General features: G+C 63.2%; 20 protein-coding genes. 6 read left to right on the forward strand and 14 right to left on the reverse strand.

The window, feature by feature from the left end:
- Window positions 1-87: 87 nt before the first annotated feature.
- The 4 genes from ACPPVP_RS39715 to ACPPVP_RS39730 form a co-directional block, all read right to left on the reverse strand.
- Window positions 88-909 carry a phosphotransferase gene (locus tag ACPPVP_RS39715; protein ID WP_426529011.1) on the reverse strand — a complete coding sequence of 274 codons (822 nt, stop codon included), beginning with the start codon at window positions 907-909 and terminating at the stop codon, window positions 88-90.
- Window positions 910-1,153: 244 nt separating this feature from the next.
- A complete protein-coding gene (locus ACPPVP_RS39720) occupies window positions 1,154-2,878 on the reverse strand; it encodes a hypothetical protein (protein WP_426529013.1) in 1,725 nt (574 codons plus the stop codon).
- Between the two features lie 575 nt (window positions 2,879-3,453).
- Window positions 3,454-4,302, reverse strand: coding sequence for an SDR family NAD(P)-dependent oxidoreductase (locus tag ACPPVP_RS39725; RefSeq protein ID WP_426529015.1), 849 nt, complete (start codon window positions 4,300-4,302; stop codon window positions 3,454-3,456).
- 208 nt (window positions 4,303-4,510) lie between these two features.
- Complete coding sequence (locus tag ACPPVP_RS39730) at window positions 4,511-4,807, reverse strand: DUF1127 domain-containing protein (protein ID WP_426529017.1); 297 nt, start codon at window positions 4,805-4,807, stop codon at window positions 4,511-4,513.
- A gap of 225 nt (window positions 4,808-5,032) precedes the next feature.
- On the opposite strand from ACPPVP_RS39730, the gene ACPPVP_RS39735 reads away from it, so the two are divergent.
- Window positions 5,033-6,586, forward strand: coding sequence for a tetratricopeptide repeat protein (locus ACPPVP_RS39735; RefSeq protein WP_426529019.1), 1,554 nt, complete (start codon window positions 5,033-5,035; stop codon window positions 6,584-6,586).
- A 117-nt stretch (window positions 6,587-6,703) separates the two neighbouring features.
- On the opposite strand, the gene ACPPVP_RS39740 is transcribed toward ACPPVP_RS39735, so the two are convergent.
- Both ACPPVP_RS39740 and ACPPVP_RS39745 read right to left on the reverse strand, forming a co-directional pair.
- On the reverse strand, window positions 6,704-7,459 hold the full coding sequence (locus tag ACPPVP_RS39740) for a hypothetical protein (protein ID WP_426529021.1): 756 nt from the start codon (window positions 7,457-7,459) through the stop codon (window positions 6,704-6,706).
- A gap of 367 nt (window positions 7,460-7,826) precedes the next feature.
- Entirely contained in the window at window positions 7,827-9,095 is a 1,269-nt protein-coding gene (locus ACPPVP_RS39745; protein WP_426529023.1) for a threonine ammonia-lyase, read from the reverse strand.
- A 163-nt stretch (window positions 9,096-9,258) separates the two neighbouring features.
- Between ACPPVP_RS39745 and ACPPVP_RS39750 the strand changes: the two genes are divergently transcribed.
- The gene (locus ACPPVP_RS39750) at window positions 9,259-9,936 is read left to right on the forward strand and encodes a response regulator (protein WP_426529025.1); all 678 of its coding nucleotides are present in this window, start codon (window positions 9,259-9,261) and stop codon (window positions 9,934-9,936) included.
- Entirely contained in the window at window positions 9,933-11,894 is a 1,962-nt protein-coding gene (locus ACPPVP_RS39755) for an ATP-binding protein (protein WP_426529027.1), read from the forward strand. The genes ACPPVP_RS39750 and ACPPVP_RS39755 overlap by 4 nt, the downstream gene beginning before the upstream one ends.
- Window positions 11,895-11,965: 71 nt before the next feature.
- Here the strand turns inward: ACPPVP_RS39755 and ACPPVP_RS39760 are convergent, their stop codons facing one another.
- Entirely contained in the window at window positions 11,966-12,271 is a 306-nt protein-coding gene (locus tag ACPPVP_RS39760; protein ID WP_426529029.1) for a hypothetical protein, read from the reverse strand.
- A 248-nt stretch (window positions 12,272-12,519) separates the two neighbouring features.
- Between ACPPVP_RS39760 and ACPPVP_RS39765 the strand changes: the two genes are divergently transcribed.
- On the forward strand, window positions 12,520-12,765 hold the full coding sequence (locus ACPPVP_RS39765; RefSeq protein WP_426529031.1) for a hypothetical protein: 246 nt from the start codon (window positions 12,520-12,522) through the stop codon (window positions 12,763-12,765).
- A gap of 148 nt (window positions 12,766-12,913) precedes the next feature.
- Here ACPPVP_RS39765 and ACPPVP_RS39770 read toward each other — a convergent pair whose 3' ends face one another.
- The 3 genes from ACPPVP_RS39770 to ACPPVP_RS39780 all read right to left on the reverse strand — a co-directional run bounded on the left by ACPPVP_RS39770 (window position 12,914) and on the right by ACPPVP_RS39780 (window position 14,858).
- Window positions 12,914-13,615 (reverse strand): hypothetical protein, encoded by a 702-nt coding sequence (locus ACPPVP_RS39770; protein ID WP_426529033.1) that lies wholly within the window; start codon window positions 13,613-13,615, stop codon window positions 12,914-12,916.
- A 202-nt stretch (window positions 13,616-13,817) separates the two neighbouring features.
- Window positions 13,818-14,483, reverse strand: coding sequence for a hypothetical protein (locus ACPPVP_RS39775; protein ID WP_426529035.1), 666 nt, complete (start codon window positions 14,481-14,483; stop codon window positions 13,818-13,820).
- Window positions 14,484-14,612: 129 nt separating this feature from the next.
- The gene (locus tag ACPPVP_RS39780; protein ID WP_426529037.1) at window positions 14,613-14,858 is read right to left on the reverse strand and encodes a hypothetical protein; all 246 of its coding nucleotides are present in this window, start codon (window positions 14,856-14,858) and stop codon (window positions 14,613-14,615) included.
- A 144-nt stretch (window positions 14,859-15,002) separates the two neighbouring features.
- Between ACPPVP_RS39780 and ACPPVP_RS39785 the strand changes: the two genes are divergently transcribed.
- Window positions 15,003-15,656 (forward strand): hypothetical protein, encoded by a 654-nt coding sequence (locus tag ACPPVP_RS39785; RefSeq protein WP_426529039.1) that lies wholly within the window; start codon window positions 15,003-15,005, stop codon window positions 15,654-15,656.
- 92 nt (window positions 15,657-15,748) lie between these two features.
- Here the strand turns inward: ACPPVP_RS39785 and ACPPVP_RS39790 are convergent, their stop codons facing one another.
- From ACPPVP_RS39790 to ACPPVP_RS39800, 3 genes are read right to left on the reverse strand one after another with little or no spacing between them, the layout of a single operon-like run.
- The gene (locus ACPPVP_RS39790; RefSeq protein WP_426529041.1) at window positions 15,749-16,045 is read right to left on the reverse strand and encodes a helix-turn-helix domain-containing protein; all 297 of its coding nucleotides are present in this window, start codon (window positions 16,043-16,045) and stop codon (window positions 15,749-15,751) included.
- Window positions 16,042-16,377, reverse strand: coding sequence for a type II toxin-antitoxin system RelE/ParE family toxin (locus ACPPVP_RS39795; protein WP_426529043.1), 336 nt, complete (start codon window positions 16,375-16,377; stop codon window positions 16,042-16,044). The genes ACPPVP_RS39790 and ACPPVP_RS39795 overlap by 4 nt, the downstream gene beginning before the upstream one ends.
- 56 nt (window positions 16,378-16,433) lie before the next feature.
- Window positions 16,434-17,351 carry a DMT family transporter gene (locus ACPPVP_RS39800; RefSeq protein WP_426529045.1) on the reverse strand — a complete coding sequence of 306 codons (918 nt, stop codon included), beginning with the start codon at window positions 17,349-17,351 and terminating at the stop codon, window positions 16,434-16,436.
- A gap of 96 nt (window positions 17,352-17,447) precedes the next feature.
- Here ACPPVP_RS39800 and ACPPVP_RS39805 point away from each other — a divergent pair, with 96 nt between their 5' ends.
- Window positions 17,448-18,890 carry a PLP-dependent aminotransferase family protein gene (locus tag ACPPVP_RS39805; protein WP_426529047.1) on the forward strand — a complete coding sequence of 481 codons (1,443 nt, stop codon included), beginning with the start codon at window positions 17,448-17,450 and terminating at the stop codon, window positions 18,888-18,890.
- Here ACPPVP_RS39805 and ACPPVP_RS39810 read toward each other — a convergent pair.
- Window positions 18,887-19,867: an NAD(P)H-dependent flavin oxidoreductase gene (locus ACPPVP_RS39810; protein ID WP_426529049.1), complete on the reverse strand. Its 981-nt coding sequence runs from the start codon at window positions 19,865-19,867 to the stop codon at window positions 18,887-18,889. The genes ACPPVP_RS39805 and ACPPVP_RS39810 overlap by 4 nt on opposite strands.
- Between the last annotated feature and the right edge of the window lie 5 nt (window positions 19,868-19,872).

Below are 19,872 nucleotides of genomic sequence, written 5' to 3' on the forward strand. Positions count from 1 at the left end.
TACCCGATGCCCGCCGGAAGGTCGGTTTTTGACCCGAAGCCGACACTGCGCAGCCGCGTCGACGGCCACGCGCGCGCGATGAAGGATTCAGTCCTGCAGGCGCAGGGCCGCTTCGGCGCTCTGCATCATCCGCTGCCATCGCTCGCTTGTCGGCCCGCCCATAAGCAGGAAGTAGCGGACGATCGCGATCGGCAGCCAGGTTTCCATCGCTTGCTTCAGCGCCGTTACCGGCATGCCGGACAGCCGCGCGTATTCGGATTGCGCGGCCGCATGGACCGCAAGCGGCCGCTGCGGATTGTCGGTGACGTCGAGGGCGAGTTCGGTCAGGTTGATGTGAAAGTGCCCATGATCGAAGGCCGCAGGCGCGCGGATCGAAAAGGTCCAGTCGATCAGCCGCGGACCATCCGCCGTCATGATCACGTTTTCAGGATGGAGATCGCCATGGCACAGCCCGTCCCCCGGCTGCTGCAGCCGGTCAATCAGCGCGAGGATGCCGGAGGCGACGTGCTTCGGCACGATGTCGCCCGAGAGCCTGAAGGCGGTGTCCATCCAGCCGCGCAGATAGAAGGCCCCCGGCGGCGGCGACATCCTGTGAACGGACAGGCTGAGGGACGCCAGTATCGCGCCCGCCTGGGCGAACGTCACGCCGCCGCTGCGCGTGAGTTGCAGCAGTGTCGGTCCGTCGAGGCGGCCGAGCACGATGCCGAAGCGTCCATCGAGCGTCACCTCGCCGAACACCTCCGGCGCCGGCGCGCCGGCGGCGAAGACCGCCCGGGTCATCCGCGCCTCTTGCTGGCCGAGCTGCGCCGGGAAACCTTCCTTGAACAGTTTTACGACCTGACCTGGCGCCCAGGCGTGGATGTCCGCCGTGCCGCCCTGGTTGATCTTCTCCCCGAGGGATCCCCGCATCGCCCGTCCTCCCGCCGGTCGCGACCAAACACCGACGGCGGGCAAAAGAGAACGCTCCCGCGATCTTGGCTGCCAGCCATGATCGTGGCTTGTCCCCCGCCGCAGCATTTGGCAGAATCGCGAAGCGACGCGCGGTTTGAGACAAGTACGGTTCTGGCCCGCGGACCCGAGTCGATGCCCTCCGGAAGATCGGCTTTTTGACCCTGGGCGGACGCGGCAATTGATGAGGTCGGCTTAGCGCCGGTCATCTGATTGGGACCGGGCAATCGACCCCAAACCTCTCCGCGCGGAGAGCTGGATCCGCAATCCGTGCGATGCGCCCGCACGCTTTCGTCGCGATCGCGTAAGTCTCCGGCGGCGCGTTTCGCTGCGGCAGCTTGTTGAGCTCGTAGCTCCAGATCCGTGTCATGTATTCCTTGAGATGCTGGTCGCGCACCAGGTCGAATTTCGCCCCCAGCTTTGCGCCTGCGCTGCTCGGCCGGAAGTTGCTTCCGCGCAGGAATGCGATGGCCTTGTCGGAATAGGCCGGCGTGTCGTCGATCAAAATCAGCTGGAGGACGGCTCCCTGGATGTAGTTGCCGATCGCCGGATAGGCTTGAGGCCCAAGGCTCGTAATGAACCTGAGGTTCCCCTCGTATTGCCATGTCGCGAGATCGTGGCGCTCCACGAAGGTCCGGATCACACGCTCATGGACCGAATCGGCATTCGACAGCCGCTCCCTGAGCTTCCAGTCCGACAAGGAGGGATAGGCGAGAGAACTACTTACGACGCAGTGTTCGCAGATATTTGGCGTCTCCAGCCGCGTCAGCACCTTTTCGACCAGCAACTCAGTCTGGGCGTTGGTGAGTTTCTTCACAAAGTCCGTGACCGCAGCCCAGCCCCCGCGGTCATGTCCGATCAGTGACGCCGCGACGTCGAGCGAGCGCTCGTCGACGATCCCGTTGTCGCGCGCCGCGATAAGTAAGGCCGCGACGCTTTTCGGGCTGACATTTGGCTGCTTGGCGAATGTCTCCGCCTGATCCAGCGTTTCCGTCAGACTCGGCACCGGGCGTGGCAGAGGCGCGCCAGTGTCCGGTTGGTAAGCGGGCGTCACGCCGTAAATTGCGCTGATCATCGTTATCGGGTCGACGTCGTCGAGCCCGTAGCGCACGGGATGGGAGAGCCCGGAGCCGGCTTCCCAAAGGCGGGTCGAAGGAACAAGGAAGCCGAAGACCGGGAAATAGGACAGGACATAGGCCTGCCCCTGGTACCACGAGAACAGTAGCCGCTCTTTGCCGCCGCTCCGCATTCTGGCTTGCGTCTCGTTGCAACAGCCTGCGCCGCCGTTAGCAATGCCGATCCGGAAGAGCTGCTCGACCACGAGACCGTCAGGAATCTCGGCAAGGCTGCGCCACTTGAAGCAGGCGTCGGAACGTCCGGCATTCTGCAATTGCGGCGAAGCCCTTCTGTCTTCGGCCGAGCACGCTTCGCCCCTGGCGAGCGAAATCTCCTCGATGCCGGAGATTCTCTGGTTTGAATCGTCGAGCTGGAGCTTGATCAAGCGATCGACATGACCATCGGCGACGATTTTACGGTCGATGCTGCCAAACGCCTGCACGATCAGCGTGCGCTGCGCGCTCGCTTCCGGGCTCGTCGGTCGATCCCATACTTTCGGGTCGATGCTCTCCTGCAGCCGCCACTGGCTCACGACAGCCACGCAGGCCCAAACGACAAGGAAAAGCACCGGGGCGAGCGCCAGTCCCGGTTTCGACCATCTCAGCCCGCAGATCACCAGTCCGATGATGACCGCGAACCACACGAGATTGAGCGCGCCGGAGATCGGTGGCGCGATAAAGGCCAGCATCAGGACCGGGAACTTCAATAGGCCGATCAAGCCGAACGTGACGGCCAGAATGACGATGCCAACGACGGTTTGCGTCAGGATGCGCACGTAAGGCAAAAGTCCGGAAACGACCGGGGGCTTGAGCATGAGGTTGTGATCCCGTTACATCTCTACCTCTAGCGTGAGACGGTTCGCGGTCCGTGTCCGGACACTCCGAACAACGACTTGGCGTAAATAAAGGGTTAAACACGCGGCTTCAGTTCAACCGCCAAATCGCAAGATTGGAAGCGCGAGCGGGCGCGGTGCCGGGGGGAAACATGCCCACGTTCCGGACTCTCATCATCGCGGCTTTCACCATTCTGCTCCCAGCAACCACCTCTCCCGCCCGCGCCGAGGAACGCCGCCTCATGCATGCCGCACCGTATGGATGGGAAGATATCCCGCACGAGTACGGCCGGAAAATGCAAACTCACTTCGATTGATGCCTATGGGCTAGCCCGGCGAACGCGCGACGGCGTGCTGTCTACAGCGATCGGCCGAGGCCCACGTTCGATGTCAGCTCGTGGGCCTTTTCGGACCCAACACGCGGCGCTGACGACGTCGGCTCATCGAGGCGAGGTGAAGCGGACATTCCGATTATTCGCTCTCAATTTCGAAAATGACCCAAAGCAGATCCGGTAGATATGCCCAAGGCCGACCCCTCATTTGGTCGAAATTTGCGCTCAACGTTTCGGTTTGTGCCCGCGGATGTTGTCAAAGCTTTGCTTGATTGCGGCGAAGCGCGCTTCGATCATCGGCTCAAATTCGAGGTCGGTGAAGATATATGGCCAGTCCTTTTCGACGCCTTCACGGACGAGTTCACCGGCATAGATGGGATCTATGCCCTGAGAGATGCGTTCCCGGATCATATTGATCTGCTCGGCGCGTGGACCCGACGTCGGCAAGGCACCGACCTCCCCCTCGAAGCGCATGGGGAGATTGCGTCTTGAGTTCATGATTTGAGTGCGGATGTACCCTGGGCACAGCACCGATACGCCAATCCCGCGGGGCGCGAGTTCACGCCGCAGGCCCTCTGACAGCGCGACAACGCCATACTTGGAAACGTTGTATGCATTGCTCTGCCCTGAAATGAGGCCAGCGATCGAGGCTGTGGAGACGATGTGCCCACCCTCGCCGTGCTGCTCGATCAACGGCCCGAAAATCTCGATCCCCCAAATGGTCGCCATCAGGTTGACGCCCATGGTCCAGTCCCACGACGCCTCGGTCCAGGTGCCATAAGGCCCACCGCCGCCGACGCCCGCGTTGTTGACGAGGATATGCACCTTGCCGTAGCGGGCAGTCGTGGCTTCGGCGGCCGCCACGAGTTCGGCTTTGAGCGAAACGTCTGCTTTCACGCCGTCGACATCGACGTTGGTGAGCCTCAGCTGCTTGAGCGCTGCGGACAGAGCCGCTTCTTCGATGTCGCAAAGCATGACTTTCGCCCCCGCTTGGGCGAAGGCGGTCGCGATCCCCAGTCCAATGCCTGACGCTGCGCCGGTCACGAACGCGGTCTTTCCAGCGAGTTCCTTCACGCGCATTCTCCCCCGTGCAAGTGGACACCCTCGCCCCGGAACGCCAAGTGTCCCCGGACGCATATGATCGCACTTTCGAGCGATTTGGAAGCGTGCCGCATGTCCGCTGTCGGCACTTGGCGAACATTGAGGAGCGATCGGCTAATATCTGCTTCTGGCTCCCTAGCTGACGTGGCGCGAGCCATAGGCAAGAGTCGCCTTTTGACCCTTATCGAAAGTCGGTAGGCCCAATCTCGCCGTCTACCGTTGGCAGGTATCGGAGCCATTCGCCGGATCGGATGCCTCGCGGGTCAATACCTCGGTGCGAAGCGACGTAGTCGATCTCTCCGCGCGTGGTGCCGATGTCCATCAGCTCCGCGTCGCTTAACTTGGACAGGGTGGCGCACAATTTTTGGCGTTCGCGGCGCTCCCGAAAGGCATCCCAATATTTCCAGATGAAGCTGGAGACGTACCGGGTCGATACGGATGTCCGTTCCAGCCACGTTGTGCCGTGCGTTGTGCTCATTGCAAAGTCCCCCTGGGACGGTGTTTTCTTCCACGACCTTAGCGTTCCCCTGTTGCCACCATGGTGTCAGGAGCCGTCACAGCCGGCGCGAAGGTACCGCGAGAGCGGCGGCCATGCTTGACCGGCATCTTACATTTTCCTCACCTGCAGCTTATTGTTGCGACTTACAGTCAGGCCAAAGCGATACCCGGTTATCGGGGGCTCTCATCCAAGGGGATTCGCGTCTTGCGCTATCTCTTCGAGGACTACGCATTCGACCCTGACCGGCGCGAGCTGCATCGCGGCGCGGACGTCGTCTCCATCGCACCACAGGTGTTCGATCTGCTTGATTACCTGATCCGCAACAGGGAGCGCGTCGTCAGTAAAGACGACCTCATCAATGCCGTTTGGAATGGGCGTAGCGTTTCGGATGCGGCACTGACGACCCGCCTGAACGCCGCCCGTTGCGCCATCGGCGATTCCGGCGCAGAGCAACGCCTGATCAAAACGTCACCGCGCAAGGGATTCCGTTTCGTCGGACAGGTGCGGGAGACTCGAGAAGTTGCGGGCCCAAATCCGGGCGATGCGCCCGAGAGCGCTCCTGCAGTTCCCGACAAGCCCTCCATCGCCGTACTGCCGTTCGCGAACATGTCTGGCGATCCCGAGCAGGAGTACTTCGCGGACGGGATGGTTGAGGAGATCACTACCGCGCTTTCGCGGTTCAAATCGTTGTTCGTGATCGCTCGAAATTCGAGCTTTACCTTCAAAGGCAAAGCGATCGAGATCAAGGAAGTCGGGCACAGGCTTGGCGTACGCTATGTCCTTCAGGGGGCGGTGCGCAAGGCGTCGGGGAAAGTTCGCATCACGGGCCAGTTGATTGAAGCGGCTACGGGCTCGCACATTTGGGCGGACAAGTTCGAGCGTGACATGACAGATATTTTCGCGTTGCAGGATGAAGTCACGCTCGCCGTTGTCTCAGCTATTCAGCCAAAGTTGTTTCAAGCACGAATTGCACTGGCGACGCGGCGGCGACCGGAAGACCTCACCGCGTATGATCTTTTTCTCCGGGCTTTACAGCAAGCCATCCGATCGACCCGCGAAAGTTTGGCCGAGGCACTCCGACTGGTCCAGCGCGCCTTGGAGCTTGACCCTGGGTTTGCTGCTGCGGCAGCTTTGGCATGTGACTGTCATATGGAAAACGTGCTTAGGAGCTATGCGATCGACCCACAATTCGAACGCAAGGAAGCCGCTCGGCTTATGCGCCTGGCATTGAGCCTCGACGATCATGATCCAGACACGTTAGCGACCGCTGCATTAAACTCGGCCTTGTTGATCGGCGATTGTGAGGCTGAGATTGCGATGGCCGATCGGGCGGTCGCGCTCAACCCAAATTCATTTCACACATGGAACCGCAGAGGCTGGGTCTATGAGATTGCGGGGCAGCCGGAGGAAGCGATCCGGAGCTTTGAACGTGCCATGCGCATGAGTCCGGTAGACCCGCAACTATATTCAACGTTTCTCGGGATGGGATTTGCCTTTATTGAGCTTCGTCGCTTTGACGAGGCCATCGTTGCAGGGAAGAAATCCCTGCGTCAGAACCCTTCCATTCCAGGACCATACCGCTGCCTCGCGTCTGCTTTCGCCCATCTCGGACGGCACACTCAAGCCCGTGAGGCGGCGGCTCGCATGTTTGAGATCGATCCCGATTTCACGATATCGGCGTGGATCGCCCGGAGCCAGGTATCAAAAACTGCGAAGCTGATGATTGAGGGTTTTCGGAAAGCGGGATTGCCCGAATGAGCCGTGTTCGTCGGCATCGACAGGCTGATCCATAGGGCGCGATTTGCCGCGGCGCATGCATGAAGCATCAGGCTCCGGAATCCGTCTTCCGCTATGGCCGCCAACCCGGCCCTCGCATCAATCGCGCAACAGCACGGCCTCCCGAAGGGTCGGGCTCGAACCCAAGACGGAAACGAACCCCAGCGCCATCAGCAGCACGCCAAGCAAGGTTGCCATCCAGCCCCGCCCGTCATCGGCTGCCTCGGCGACAGGAAGGGCAACGGGCGCCGAAGGCACGGAGGCGGCAACCGCGTCGCTGGGGGCCGGTGCGGCCGACAGAAGCGTCTCCACGTCGCCTTGGCGCGGCGTGGCGTGGTCGGGCGCGAGCTGATCGGTCGCGAGCTTTTCGACGGGGACCAGTGGCACGAAGGCCGCGGACCCCGTCGTCAGGACGGAAGCGGCATCGACCACCTTGAACTCGGGTGCGAGCTGTGTCGGCTGAGACGCTTCCGCCGGTGTGGAGCGCGGCAGCTCCGCACGCGCATCCACGACCACCTTCTGCTTGCGCGGTGCAGCCTCGTTCTCCTCAGGAACGGCGACAAGGGGTCTGGCGGCGCTATGACGAACCTGTTTCTTCACCGTCGCGATCCCCTGAGCGGTTTGGAACCAGCATTTGCGGTGGCCGTCAAAACGATAGACCCAGCGCTGGCCGGCCGCCGTCGACTGGCTAGGCCGCGGCAAGCACTCCCCTTCAGCAGCAGCGGGCGCAGTGGCTTGCGCGGGAGCGGGAGCCGCGTTGAAGACGTCGGAAAAAGGATTCGAAGACGCAGGTGAAGTCGGGAAAGCCGCGAGAAGGAAAAAAGCGGCGAAGCAAAATCGCAAATGACCGGACATGAAAACCCCCGGTGTTGCGCCCCCTGCGGAACGACCTTTAGCCGCGAAGTGGGTCATAATGCGGCTCAAATTCGGCAAGGCAGTGGATTCATTCGGGCCCGGAAACGAGATCGGGGCCCGGTGCTTCACGAGGAGGGAATCCAATACTGCGACCGCGCTCTGCGTTCATCATCGAGCCGGTGCCGACCAAAATCTCCGAACATCGAGTAGCGGAAGATTCTGAGTATGCCGATCAACACGAAAAGAGCAGCTCAGCAGCAGGCGTTCGCCGGTCACCGTGATATGCAGCGGGTTTGCGCCCAGCACGTCGCCTTGACGCCGGTTTCCTTTATGCGAAGCAGTATCTGCTGCGCTCGAAAACGCTTCGTTACCGCCGCCCCGGCAACCACGCCGTAAACCCCGCCTCGCCGAGCCGCTTCATCACGTCCTCCAGATGCGCGCGATCCCGCGTTTCGATCACGACTTCGAGCAGCGTGCCCTTGGCGGGCAGGTCGGAGAAGGTGCGCTGGTGCGAGACCTCGATGATGTTGGCGCCGGCTTCGGCGAGTAGCGCCGAGACCGCGGCCAGTTGCCCCGGCCTGTCAACGATGTCGATCGCGATCTGCGTCAGCCGGCCCTCGCGCGCGAGCTCGCGGGTCAGCACCGAGGCAATCAGCCGCGTATCGATGTTGCCGCCGGTCAGCACGAGGCCGACATTGCGGCCGGCAAAACGCTCCGGCGCTGCCAGCACCGCGGCAAGACCCGCCGCGCCGGCGCCTTCGACCACGGTTTTTTCGATCGCGATCAGCATCGCCACCGCACGCTCGATCTGGTCTTCGGTGACGAGAACGATGTCGTCGACGAGACGGCGGATGATGTCGGTGGTGATCCGGGCCGGCGCCTTGACGGCGATGCCTTCGGCCAGCGTGTCGCCGCGCATCGGCAGGCTCTCGCCCTTGATGGCGTTGTACATCGAGGGATAGAGCTGCGCCTGCACGCCAATGATCTGCAACGCCGGCTTCAACGATTTGGCCGCGACCGCAATGCCGGAGATCAGCCCACCGCCGCCGATCGGAACCACCAGCGTATCGAGCTGCGGCACCGAAGCGAGCATTTCGAGCGCGATGGTGCCCTGCCCTGCGATGATCAAGGGATCATCGTAAGGATGGATCATGGTGAGATTCTCTGCCTTGCCATGCGCGCGCGCGAATTCGGCGGCCTCCTCCAGCGTCTTGCCGGAAATGATCGTCTCGGCACCGTGACGCCTGGTATTCTCGATCTTCACCATCGGCGTGCCCACCGGCATCACGATGCTGGCGGGAATGCCGAGCCGGTTGGCATGATAGGCCACGCCCTGCGCATGATTGCCGGCCGACATCGCGATCACGCCGCGCTGTCGCTCGTCCGGCGACAGCGCCAGCAACCGGTTGAGCGCGCCGCGCTCCTTGAAGGTCGAGGTGAACTGCAGGTTCTCGAATTTGAGCCAGAGGTTGCAGCCGCAGATCTCGCTCAGCGTCCGGCTCTGGTCGCATTCGGTGACGATGACCGAACTGGAAATCGCAGCGGCCGCGGCTTTGACATCATCGGGCGTGACGGCAAGGCGGCCTGCTACGGAAGCGTGCTGGTCCGGCGGGGCGTTCTTGGGGGCTTTCGGCATTTCGGGGGCCTCGTTGGGAGGCCATCGTATAAGCCTTTTCTATTCGATCCGCCTCCTCCGAATCTCGTAAAAACCCCGCCCCATGAACATGGGTGTCGCAAAAGGCCGTTGTGGCGTTACACTTGGGCCAGGTTCGCGGGGGACAGCGGCCGGAGTTTTTCAGATGAATTCATTGAACGATGAGCCGAAGGTGGAGGCCATCACGGTCGTGCTGGTCGAAGACGACGCGCCGACGCTTTGGCGGCTGCAGGACGCGCTGACCAAGGCCGGATATCAGGTCAGGGCGGCCGGCACGCTCGCCGAGGCCCGCGCCTGCCTGGCGCAGGGCGCGCCAAAAGTGCTGCTGACCGACCTTCAGCTGCCCGATGGCCATGGCGTCGATCTGATCCGCGAAACACGGCAGCGCTTTCCCGATACCGAGATCATGGTGATCTCGATCCTCGGCGATGAGGAGAGCGTAATCTCGGCGATTACCGTCGGCGCCACCGGCTATCTGCTCAAGGACGCCTTCCCGACCGACATCGCCGCCACCGTGCGCGATCTCGTCGCCGGGCACTCGCCGATCTCGGCCTCGATCGCGCGCTTCATCGTGCGGCGGACCCAGAACACGCCCGAGCCGCCGCCGGGCCCCGCGCTCAACACCGCCAAACTGACGCCACGCGAGATCGACATCCTCTGGGGGATCGCCAAGGGTTTCAGCTATGCCGAGATCGCCAGCCATCTCAGCTTGTCGCGCCAGACCGTGCCCGGCCATATCAAGAACATCTATCGCAAGCTCGAGGTTCATACCCGGGGCGAAGCGGTGTTCGAGGCGGTCCAGCAAGGCTTGATCAAGTTGTGAACGACCACGACGAGGATGCGACGGCGGAACAACTGCCCGCCCGGGAACGGCGGCGGCTGCAGACGTCCCGCCTGATCCAATACCTGTTGCTGCAAGCGCTGATCGTGGCCGCATGCATCTTCGCGCTGCGCCAATCGCTACCGGAGCCTCCCGCCGAATATCAAGTCACGGCGTTCAGGCTCACGGAAAGCGGCACTGAGCGCGCGGTGACGCTGCCGTATTTCTCACCGCTGCGCCAAGCGATGGATGACCCGCCATGCTTCGCCGGACAGTTCATACGGCCGGCCAGTGAGGCCACGCGGGCCTGGTCGGTGTTTCTGCCGCGGTTCACCAACGGCGTCGAAGTCACCGTCAACGGCGTCGTGATCCTCGACAGCCGGCGCGACCCTGCCGCCAACCGTCCCGACCGCAACACGCCGGCGATTGCGGTGATCCCGGCGTCGGTGCTGCGCGATGGCGACAACGCGATTGCGATCCGGCTGTTCATCTGGGGCCCGATCACAGGCTTCCTCGATCGCATCTGGGTCGGCCCGGACGAATTGCTGCGCCCGACCTATGATCTGAGAACGCTGGTCTTCGTCACCCTGCCGGTAGTGTTCTCGTCCTGGCAAGCGATCCTCGCGGTCATTCTCGGCATCATGTGGGTGATGCGCCGCCATGAACCGGCCTACGGGGTTCTGGCGGCGGCGATGGCGGTCGGCGTCGCGCAGGCCTTTCTGCAAACGCCGATGGGCGAGACGCCGCTCTCACGCCTCAACGTGGTTCTGATTTCCTCCGCGCCGCTGGAAAGCGCGCTGGTGCTGACATTCGCGCTGCTGTTCTCGGGGTGGAAATGGCAGCGCTATGGCTGGATCCTTTTCATTCCGGGCATCGCGCTGGCGCTCGGCGGCCTGTTCGGCAATCAGGCGCTGTCCCGCACGCTGTTCCTCGTTCTTGCGGTGCCGATGGTTGGCATCTCGCTGGTCATCATGGCTGCTGTCACCGCCCGCTCGGCGCTGAAACGGCCGAACGTCGCAGGCTTGCTGCTCGGCTGCGCCGTCACGATCATGCTGACCTGCTGGATCGCCGACCTGCTTTCGGTGTTCCAGATGACGCCGAACCGCATCTTCACCGCGCGGCTATCCTATTCGGTGATGCTGGTGGCAATCGGCGCGGGGCTGACCTGGCGGTTCGCCCGCGCGCTGAACCAGGTCGACGGCTTTGCCGGCCGCCTCGTCACCCAGGTGCGCGAAGCGGAGGAGAAGCTGAAGGCCAGCTTCGCCCGCGAGGATGAGCGCGCCCGCGCCGCGGCGCTGGCGCGGGAGCGCACGCGGCTGATGCGCGACCTGCATGACGGGCTCGGCGGCCAGCTCGTCAGCATCGTGGCCTTGAGCGAACGTGGCAATGGCAGCGCGGGAATCGGCGATGCGGCGCGCGCGGCGCTGAAGGATCTGCGCCTCGTCATCGACTCCATGGACGACATCGGCGGCGATCTGATGCTGGCGCTGGGCTCTTGGCGCGAACGCGCCATGGCGCAGCTGCGTCCGCACGATATCGCGCTCGACTGGCGCGCGGGCACGGCGCAGGGCGTGCCGGTGCATCCCGAACTGCGGCCGTGGCATGTGATCCAGATCGTGCGGCTGCTGGATGAGGCCGTGACCAATGCGGTCAAGCATGCCAATGCGCGGCGTATCACGGTGAGGATCGAGACGCTCGCCGGCGCCGACGGCCTCGACCGTGGCTGCATCACCGTCGAGGACGACGGCCAGGGTTTTGAGATCACGTCGGACGGTGCGGCGGCAGGCGCGATAAAAGCGGCGCGCGGCTTGCGCAACATGCGAAGCCGTGCTGCGCGCTGTGGCGCGGAGCTGGAACTGAGCTCCTGCGCCCAAGGCACTGATCGAGAGAGCCATCAAGGCACGCGCGTGAGACTGACATTACCTCACCGCTTTCCCGACAGCGACGGCGCTGCCGGTTAGCTTTTACCTTGTCTCTTCGCCTTCACGCGTCTTCCTGACGCGAACCGGAATCCGCTCGAAAACGCCTTGGCTCAGCGACGGCCAACGCGATTGACCGGACCGCCGCGGTTCATCGGCGTGCCGGGACGAACACCGACGCCGCGGGCACCGACACCGACGCGAACGACGCCGACACGGGCAACACCGACGGCCGGTGTAGCGACCACCGCTGCCGCCACTGGCGTAGGCCGCACCACGCAACCCTGCGGTACGCCGGCCGTCTTGCAGTAAACCACCGCGGCCTGCGCCGAACCCACGCTGCCCAGCGCAAACGACGCCACAGCGGAAAACGCCGCCAAGGTCAGACCCGCGCTCAGCCATCCTGCTTTCTTCAACATGTCATCTCTCCGATTTGGCGTGCAGCCTTGCGATGTGCCGATCGGTCACCGCAGCCGACGTGAGACGTACATGGTGCAGAGGGGCGCACGACAACATCCCATGAAGATGGCGTGACGACGCCGCGCGACGCTTGCAGGCAATTTTCCGACGCCATGAACATGGCATGGACCCCTGACGCGACCTCGACGAGTTTCCGCGCGCTTTCACCCCTCCTACTCCCGTCGAAAGGTGATCCATGAAAAACTCAGTGAAAAAATCAATCCACGTGCCTGCCGCTGCGTCCGCCGCGCTGATCCTGACGCTCACCGCCGGCTCGCTGGCGCACGCGCAATCCGGTCCCACCTCGCAGGAGCAGATGACCTGCCGTTCGGATGCCGGAAAATTCTGCTCCGAACACATCGGCAAGCCGCCGCAGATGAATGCCTGCCTGCGCGCGAACAAGGAGAAGCTGTCGGAGGGCTGCCGCAAGGTGGTGGAATCGCACGGCGGGTGAGCGCCTCATCCGGGAAATGATCTTTCCCGACTTTCTTGCGGGACACCGCGAGACATTGTTCGAAGATTAGGCTCAATAAAAGCTGGAGCGCGATGACGTTTCAAAGTCATCACGCTCCAAGACGTAGCGGCGATCGCACGAAAAGGAATCAGTTGTCCTGATCGAACAGCCTGATGCGGGGCGTTTCATTTCTCGCCGGCTCCGCGAACATCTCCCTCGGCTCGCCTTCCTGTCGGATCCTGATCCGGCGCGGCTCGGTCACTTCCCGGACGCTCTCTTCAACCGCCTCGAGCTCCTGCTCGCGCGGCTGCTGGACACGGCGCTTGTCGGCCCAGCGCTGGCGCCGCTCGGTCCGGCGCTTTTCCGCGTCCGCGCGTTTGACGTCGGCGTCACGGGCTCTCGCGAAGGCATCCCGAGGCGCAGCGATCTTTTCTTCGGCCTGCTCGGCGGATTTTACCGGTTGCAACGGCTGCACGGGCCGCGTTGCCGCGACATTAGTGGCGGTCTTGTCTTCAGACGCGGCCCTCTCTTCGGCTCGGACATTAAGGGTGGACGGAGCAGCATTGGTGGACGACGCTGCCGCCTCCGTTTGCGGCTGCGGTTGCTGCTGTGGCTGAGGTTGCTCCTGTGCCGGCGCGGAGGCAGGGCTCGTCACAGCCACATGCCGCACCCGCTCCGCTGGTGCCGCCGAGACGGTTATCGGTTCCGCCGACATCCTGCGTTCCAGCTTGGAGACCGCTTGCGTAGGCGGGTTGCTGATGTTCGCGGCCAGATAGCCACCGCCAAGACCAGCGCCCACCGCGGCGATCACGGTTCCCACGCCTGCAAAATAAGCCATCGATGTCCGCATGGTTCGGCTCCCTTATCCACGCGGGCAACGCGTGGCATGGGGCGATGTTCCGGCACGGTTTGGTGAGGAAACTGGAACCGGCAGCGCTGCAAACACAGCGCGCGATCATGATGCGATTTTATGAAATCGCATCATGATCTAATTTACTTGTTTGAGCATGATCTTTTCGGAAAACCGGCTTCCACTTTTCCGGATCATGCTCTCAGATCATCGAGGCGACTTTTTCCAGGCCGATGATGCGGGCGAGCGAACGGACTTCGTTCTTCTGGTCTTCCCGCAACTGGAACAGCAGCGGCATCGCTGCCGATTTCAACTGCTGGACTTCCTCGGATTCGGGATCGATCGGCACGCCCGAAGCCGTCGGGTTGGCCTGCCGGCCCGCATGAATCTTGCGGGCGACGGCGCGCAGCGCGGTCTCCACCGGCGGCCAGTAGGACTCCTGCGACGCCGACAGTTTCAGGCGGTCCCTGATTCCGGCGATCTGGACGTCGCTGAGCAACGCGTAGTTCTTCTGCGGCTGCGGCTTGGCAACGGCCTTGGGCTTCGGCGGCGAGGCCGGCGCGACCACGACCGGCGCAAGTTCCTTCGGCAGCCCGATATCGGCGGGCGCGGTCGAGGCATAGGCCTGGCGCAACGGCTCGCTCAGTGCGGCGGTGGTTTGCGGCGGCTCGTAGGCGGCCAGCGCGTAGCTCACGACGGCCAGCCGGTCCTTCTTGTTTTCCTTGTTCGATACCGGCGTCTGCACGGCAGAAGCGGCAGCCAGCTGGGGCGACGCCGCGGGCACGCTGTCGCGGCCGAGAATGGCAGTGGTGGCAGCGCCGACCACGAGAAAGCAGATCAGCACAACGATGGTCATCGTTTTGGTCAAAAAGGTCTCCATTTCCGCCGACGTCTGGCCCTTTTGTCGAAAACTGGACGACAATTGAGGCGTTACGATGCCGGTCGGCGCCGTAACGCGATCAAAAAGCTGGGGAAATCGTCCCGAAACAGCCCGGAATCAGGCCGCTACGGCCAGTTCGTAGGCTTCCTGGATGTCGGCCACGATATCGGATGCCTCCCACAGGGCGTCGGGCTCGATCGACTGCAGGGTGACGGTCCAGTTGTTCTTGCGGTTACGGGGCATGCGGACGACGTCGAATTCGATGCCGCGGCACAGCGGATGCCGATCGAGCGCAAACATCACCCGCCGCCGGATCTCCTCGAGGGTCGCTGAGGTTTTGCCAAAATACCGGTCCAGATCCATTTCATGCCCCCTCGGTCTGCAGCCCGGCCGGCCGTGGCGGCCGACCATCCTCTGGGGCTATTGTTGGGGCTGATATGGTTAACGGCGCGTTAAGCCTCGTCATGGCACGGGCCGGAACCTGACAGCGGAGCGGAACAGCCCGGCATGGCTGAAGCGGTACCCCAGACGACAACGGCCGCGACCGGGCCGTCAGTTCGCGTTCCGCTGGCGGCGGCCACCCTGGTTTCGGCGGTCACGCTGTCGGTCGCGACCTTTGAACTGGCGATGGCGGACTGGCCTTCCGGCTTCGTCCTGCTCGCGATCGTGCCGCTGATGGCGCTCGTGTTCTGCGGCTGCGCCCTGTGGTCCGCGACGCTGCTGCTGCGTATCCGGAACGGCGGCGCGAAGTTTGCGCTTCCATTGCTGATTTACGCGCTGACGCTCGCCATTCTCATTTATGCGCCGCTGCAGCAAATCGCCCTGCAGCAGAATTTCGACTGGCACCACAAGACCCGCGAGCGGATCGTGGCGCGGATAGAAGCCGGCGAACTGAAACCCAACGTCGCCTCCAACAAGAACCTGATCGCGCTTGGCGACCGCGAGCCGAACGTTTCCGCCGGCGGCAATGATATTGTCGTCGACGAGACCGATGAAGGCACCTACGTGCTGTTTCTGACCTCGCGCGGCCTGAAACACTATTTCACCGGCTTCCTGCGCGTGCCGCCGGGCGGCGATCCCAAAAAGTTCTTCGAGTTCGAGGACAAGTCGCCGAGCCAACTCGTCCGCTACGACAAGGACTGGTATTTCGTGGCGAATTAAGTCGATGGCTTGACGCGTTTTCTTTACGCGAACCTGCATTCACTTCGGATCAAGTCCGAGGGCATGCTCCGCTCGAAAACGCTATGCGCCTCTCAAACCAGCTCCATGCGCAGATGGCGCCCAACTGCCTGCGCTGCGCGCGCCAGCGTCCCAAGCGTTACCGACTCGTTTTCGGGATCGAGCAAGCGATCGAGTTGAGCGCGGCTTGTCTTCATGCGGATGGCGAGCTGGGTCTTGGTAATTTCCTCACGCTGCATCAATTCGTCGAGTTGCCGCACCAGCACACGCTTGATCGCCCGTGCAGTTACGCCCTCGTAGATTCCATCCTCCTTCAGAAAATCATCGAAAGAGGATCCAATTCTGCCCTTTTTGCCATGCGCCTTTTTCATGCGATCTCCTTCCTTCTCTTGATCGCCAATTCCAGATCACCTGCAGGTGTCTTCTGCGTCTTCTTGATAAAGGCGTGCAGCAAAATCATTCTGCCTTCATGTTCACAGAACAGCACGCGGGCGATACGCCCTTGTGTCAATGTGCTGCGAACCTCCCACAACCCCCGACCCAGGGAGCGGCAGAGCGGCATGCCAATCGGCCATGCGAACTCGACATCCTTGATGTCCTCGCCGACGATCTTGCGATCATCGGCCGACAACGCCTTCAGCCATTCCCGAACCGGCTCCCGACCGGAGGAAAGGGCGTAGAAGAAAGCGGGCAGTTGTTTCATCGGCCACAAGACTTGTACCAATTATGGTACGTTTCTGCAAGTGGAATCTATCCGGCTTATCCCTTCGCCTGGGCTACGCGCTGCGGCCATCCGCCCGCGACGGTGCCGAGCGCGATGCCGCCGATGATCAATGTCATCGCCAGAAACAGCGATGGCTCGATCGGCTCGTTCAGCATCACGGTTGCGCTGATGATCCCGAGCAGCGGCGTGGCCAGCAGGCACAGCGACGTGGTGACGGCGGGCAGGCTCCGGTTCACCATCGTCATCGCCCAGTTGGCGAACGCCGTGCAGACGATCCCGCTATAGAGCATCAGGGCGCCGAGACGCGCGGTCCACACGATGCGCGGCGCGCCTTCCGTGATCCAGGCAATGGTCGAGAGCAGCGCGGCTGCCAGCAACACCTGCCAGAACACCAGTTGAAAGGGTGTCGATATCCATTTATGCGCCCGGACATAAACGATGTTGCCGGCCCAGCAGAAGGCCGCGAGCAGAATCATTCCGCTGCCGTATAGCGCGTTGCGGTCGCCCCAGTTCAGCGTCTGCGGATTGAAGATGACCGCGAGGCCCGCCAGGCCGCAGCCGACACCGATCGCCCGCCGCCGCGTGATGGGCTCCGACAGGAACATCGCGGCGCCGATCGCGACCCATAGCGGCGTGGTGTAGCCAAGCACGATCGCCCTGCCCGCCGGCACGAATTGCAGCCCGGCCGCGACCAGCGCCGAAAACGCCACCAGATGCAGGATCGAGGTGCAGAACACGACGGGCAGGTCGCCGCGCTTCGGGACGATGAATTGCCCCTGCACCCACAACATCGGCGCCAGCATCGCGGCGGCGATCATGCAGCGCAGCGCCGTCGCCCACAGCGGCGGCACGTCCTGCACGATCATCTTCGTCACCGGCCAGTTGGTCCCCCACGCCAGCACGACGCCGGCGAGCAGCACCGCCGCGCTGCGGCTTGAAAGTCCACTGGCCATGCCGAATGCGCCCCATCCTGATGCGTTTCCACATTGCCTAGCCCCTGAACTGGCCCTAATGAAAGGACCAGTCTCAGCGATTTGTTGGATCCAGTTATGGATGACCTGCTGCCCGGCATGCTGCATCTGGTGCGCGACGGCGGTGAGACGCTGACGCGCCAGCTCACCGATCAGTTGCGAGGCCTCATCACCAAGGGCCGCCTCGCACCCGGCCAACGCCTGCCGTCGAGCCGCGAGCTTGCGCAATCGCTCGGCCTGTCGCGCAACACCGCCTCGTTTGCGATCGAGCAATTGGCCGCGGAAGGCTATGTCACCCTTTCCGCCGGCCGTCGTCCGGTCGTGGCCGAAGGCCTGTCGCTCGATCGCAGCAAGAGCCCACCGCGAAGCGGTCGTGGCGGAGGCGCGCGGATACGCGTGTCGGCCTGGGCGAGCAGCCTCCAACGGTCGGTCTGGCCGCCGATTCATAAGGAGCGGCCCCGGCCGTTTCAGCCGGGGCTAGCGGATGAGCGCGAGTTTCCGCACGATGAGTGGAGCCGTTGCCTGCGACGCGCAGCGCGGAATGCTCCGTTACGCCGCGACCGCCCCATCAACCATCCGCCGCTGCAGGAAGCCTTGCTCAGGCATCTCGTGGTTCATCGCGGGATCAAGGCGGTGGCCAACCAGATCCTGTTCGTGCCCACAGCGCAAGCCGGCCTGGCTCTGGTCGCCAATGCGCTGCTCGAACCGGGTGATCACGCCTGGGTCGAAAGCCCGGGCTATGCCGGCGCCAACGTCGCATTTGAGGCCGCCGGCGCCATCGTCTCCGCCGTCCCGCTCGACTCACAGGGCATGGTCATTTCCTCGCACAAGGAAACGCCGCGGCTGATCTTCGTGACCCCGTCGCACCAGTATCCGACCGGACGGTTGATGCCGATCGGCCGCCGCCTCGAACTTCTTCGCTTTGCCGAAGCCACGGGCGCTTGCATCATTGAAGACGACTATGACGGTGAATTCCATTATGAGGCACGCCCGGTGGCCGCGCTGCAGGGGCTCGCACCGTCACCGCGCGTATTCTATCTCGGCACCTTCTCGAAGGCGACTTACGCCGACATTCGCATTGGCTATGTCGTCGTGCCGGAAGCTCTGATCGACCTCTTTGAACTCGCGCAACGTCACATGGGAATACTGACCTCGATCACGATTCAGGATGCGCTCGCCGAATTCATCAGTGCGGGCGCCTATCTCGGTCACGTCAGGAGGATGACGCGTCTCTACAGAGGCCGGCGTGATCGTATGCTGCAGGCCCTTGCCACCGAGGCCGGCAACCGGCTCGCGGTCGAAACTCCAGCCGGAGGCATGCAATTGCTGGCAAGGTGCCGTCCCCGAACCAATGACCAGCAACTATCGGCGCGGCTGCTCGAGGCGGGTGTCGTCAGCCGGGCGCTGACGAGAATGCTGTACCACAAGACCGAAGAGCGAGGCTTGTTTCTCGGCTTCGCCGCCTGGAACGACAAGGAGATCGACCAAGCGGCGCGCATCCTGGGACGGATCGTGCGCTAGCCAAGCCTGATGCGCCCGATGGCCTCGCGATATTCCGCAAGCGTGTGCGCGACCATTTCGTCGACCGACAACACCTCCGTGACACCCGAGACGGAGTGTCCCGCGCTCCAGATATCCTTCCAGCGTTTTGGGCGGTTCTCGCGCGCGCCGATGTCGATGTCCTTGCCGATGTCGATCGCGCCGCGCTGCGGCAGATCGTCGGGATCGAGGCCGGCAGCCTCGATCGAGGGCCGCAGCATGTTGGTCTGCAATCCCGTGAACGCCGTGGTCAGCAGGACATCGTCGGCCGTGCTGGCAACCAGCAACTCCTTGTATCTGATATCCGCCATGCTCTCGCGCGTGGCGATGAATTTTGTGCCCATATAGGCGAGATCGCAGCCGAGCGCCTCGGCCGCCCGCAAGGCGTGGCCGTCGGCAATGCCGCCCGCCAGCACCAAAGGTCCATCGAAGAACGCCCGCACGGCGCGCACGAACACGAAGGGATTGAGCCAGCCGGTCTGCCCGCCTGCCCCTGCCGTCAGCAGCACGAGCCCATCGGCGCCGGCGGCGACCGCACGCTCGGCATGGCGGATCGAGGCGACATCGGCCAACACCAGCGCGCCGGCGTCATGCAGCGGCTCGATCACCGGCGCCGGAGATCCGACCGAGGTGATCACCATCTCCGGCCCGCGTCGCAGCAACACCTGCAGATCCTGCTCCAGCCGCGCGTTGGAGCGATGCACGATCAGGTTGGCGCAGACCGGCGCTGACGGTTTGCCGCTTGCATCCGCATGCGCCTTCAACCGGATATCGATATCAGTCAGCCATTGCTCAAGCTGTTCGGGACTGCGGCAGTTCACCGTTGGGAAAGAGCCGATCACACCATTGCGGCACGCGGCTACCACCAGTTCGACGCCTGAGACGAGAAACATCGGTGCTGCGATCAGCGGCAGGCTGAGGCGGTCGCGAAAGCGCGCGAGAAGGTCGATTGTGGGCAAGGTGC

This window comes from Bradyrhizobium sp. McL0615 (assembly GCF_049993905.1).
Lineage (GTDB): Bacteria > Pseudomonadota > Alphaproteobacteria > Rhizobiales > Xanthobacteraceae > Bradyrhizobium.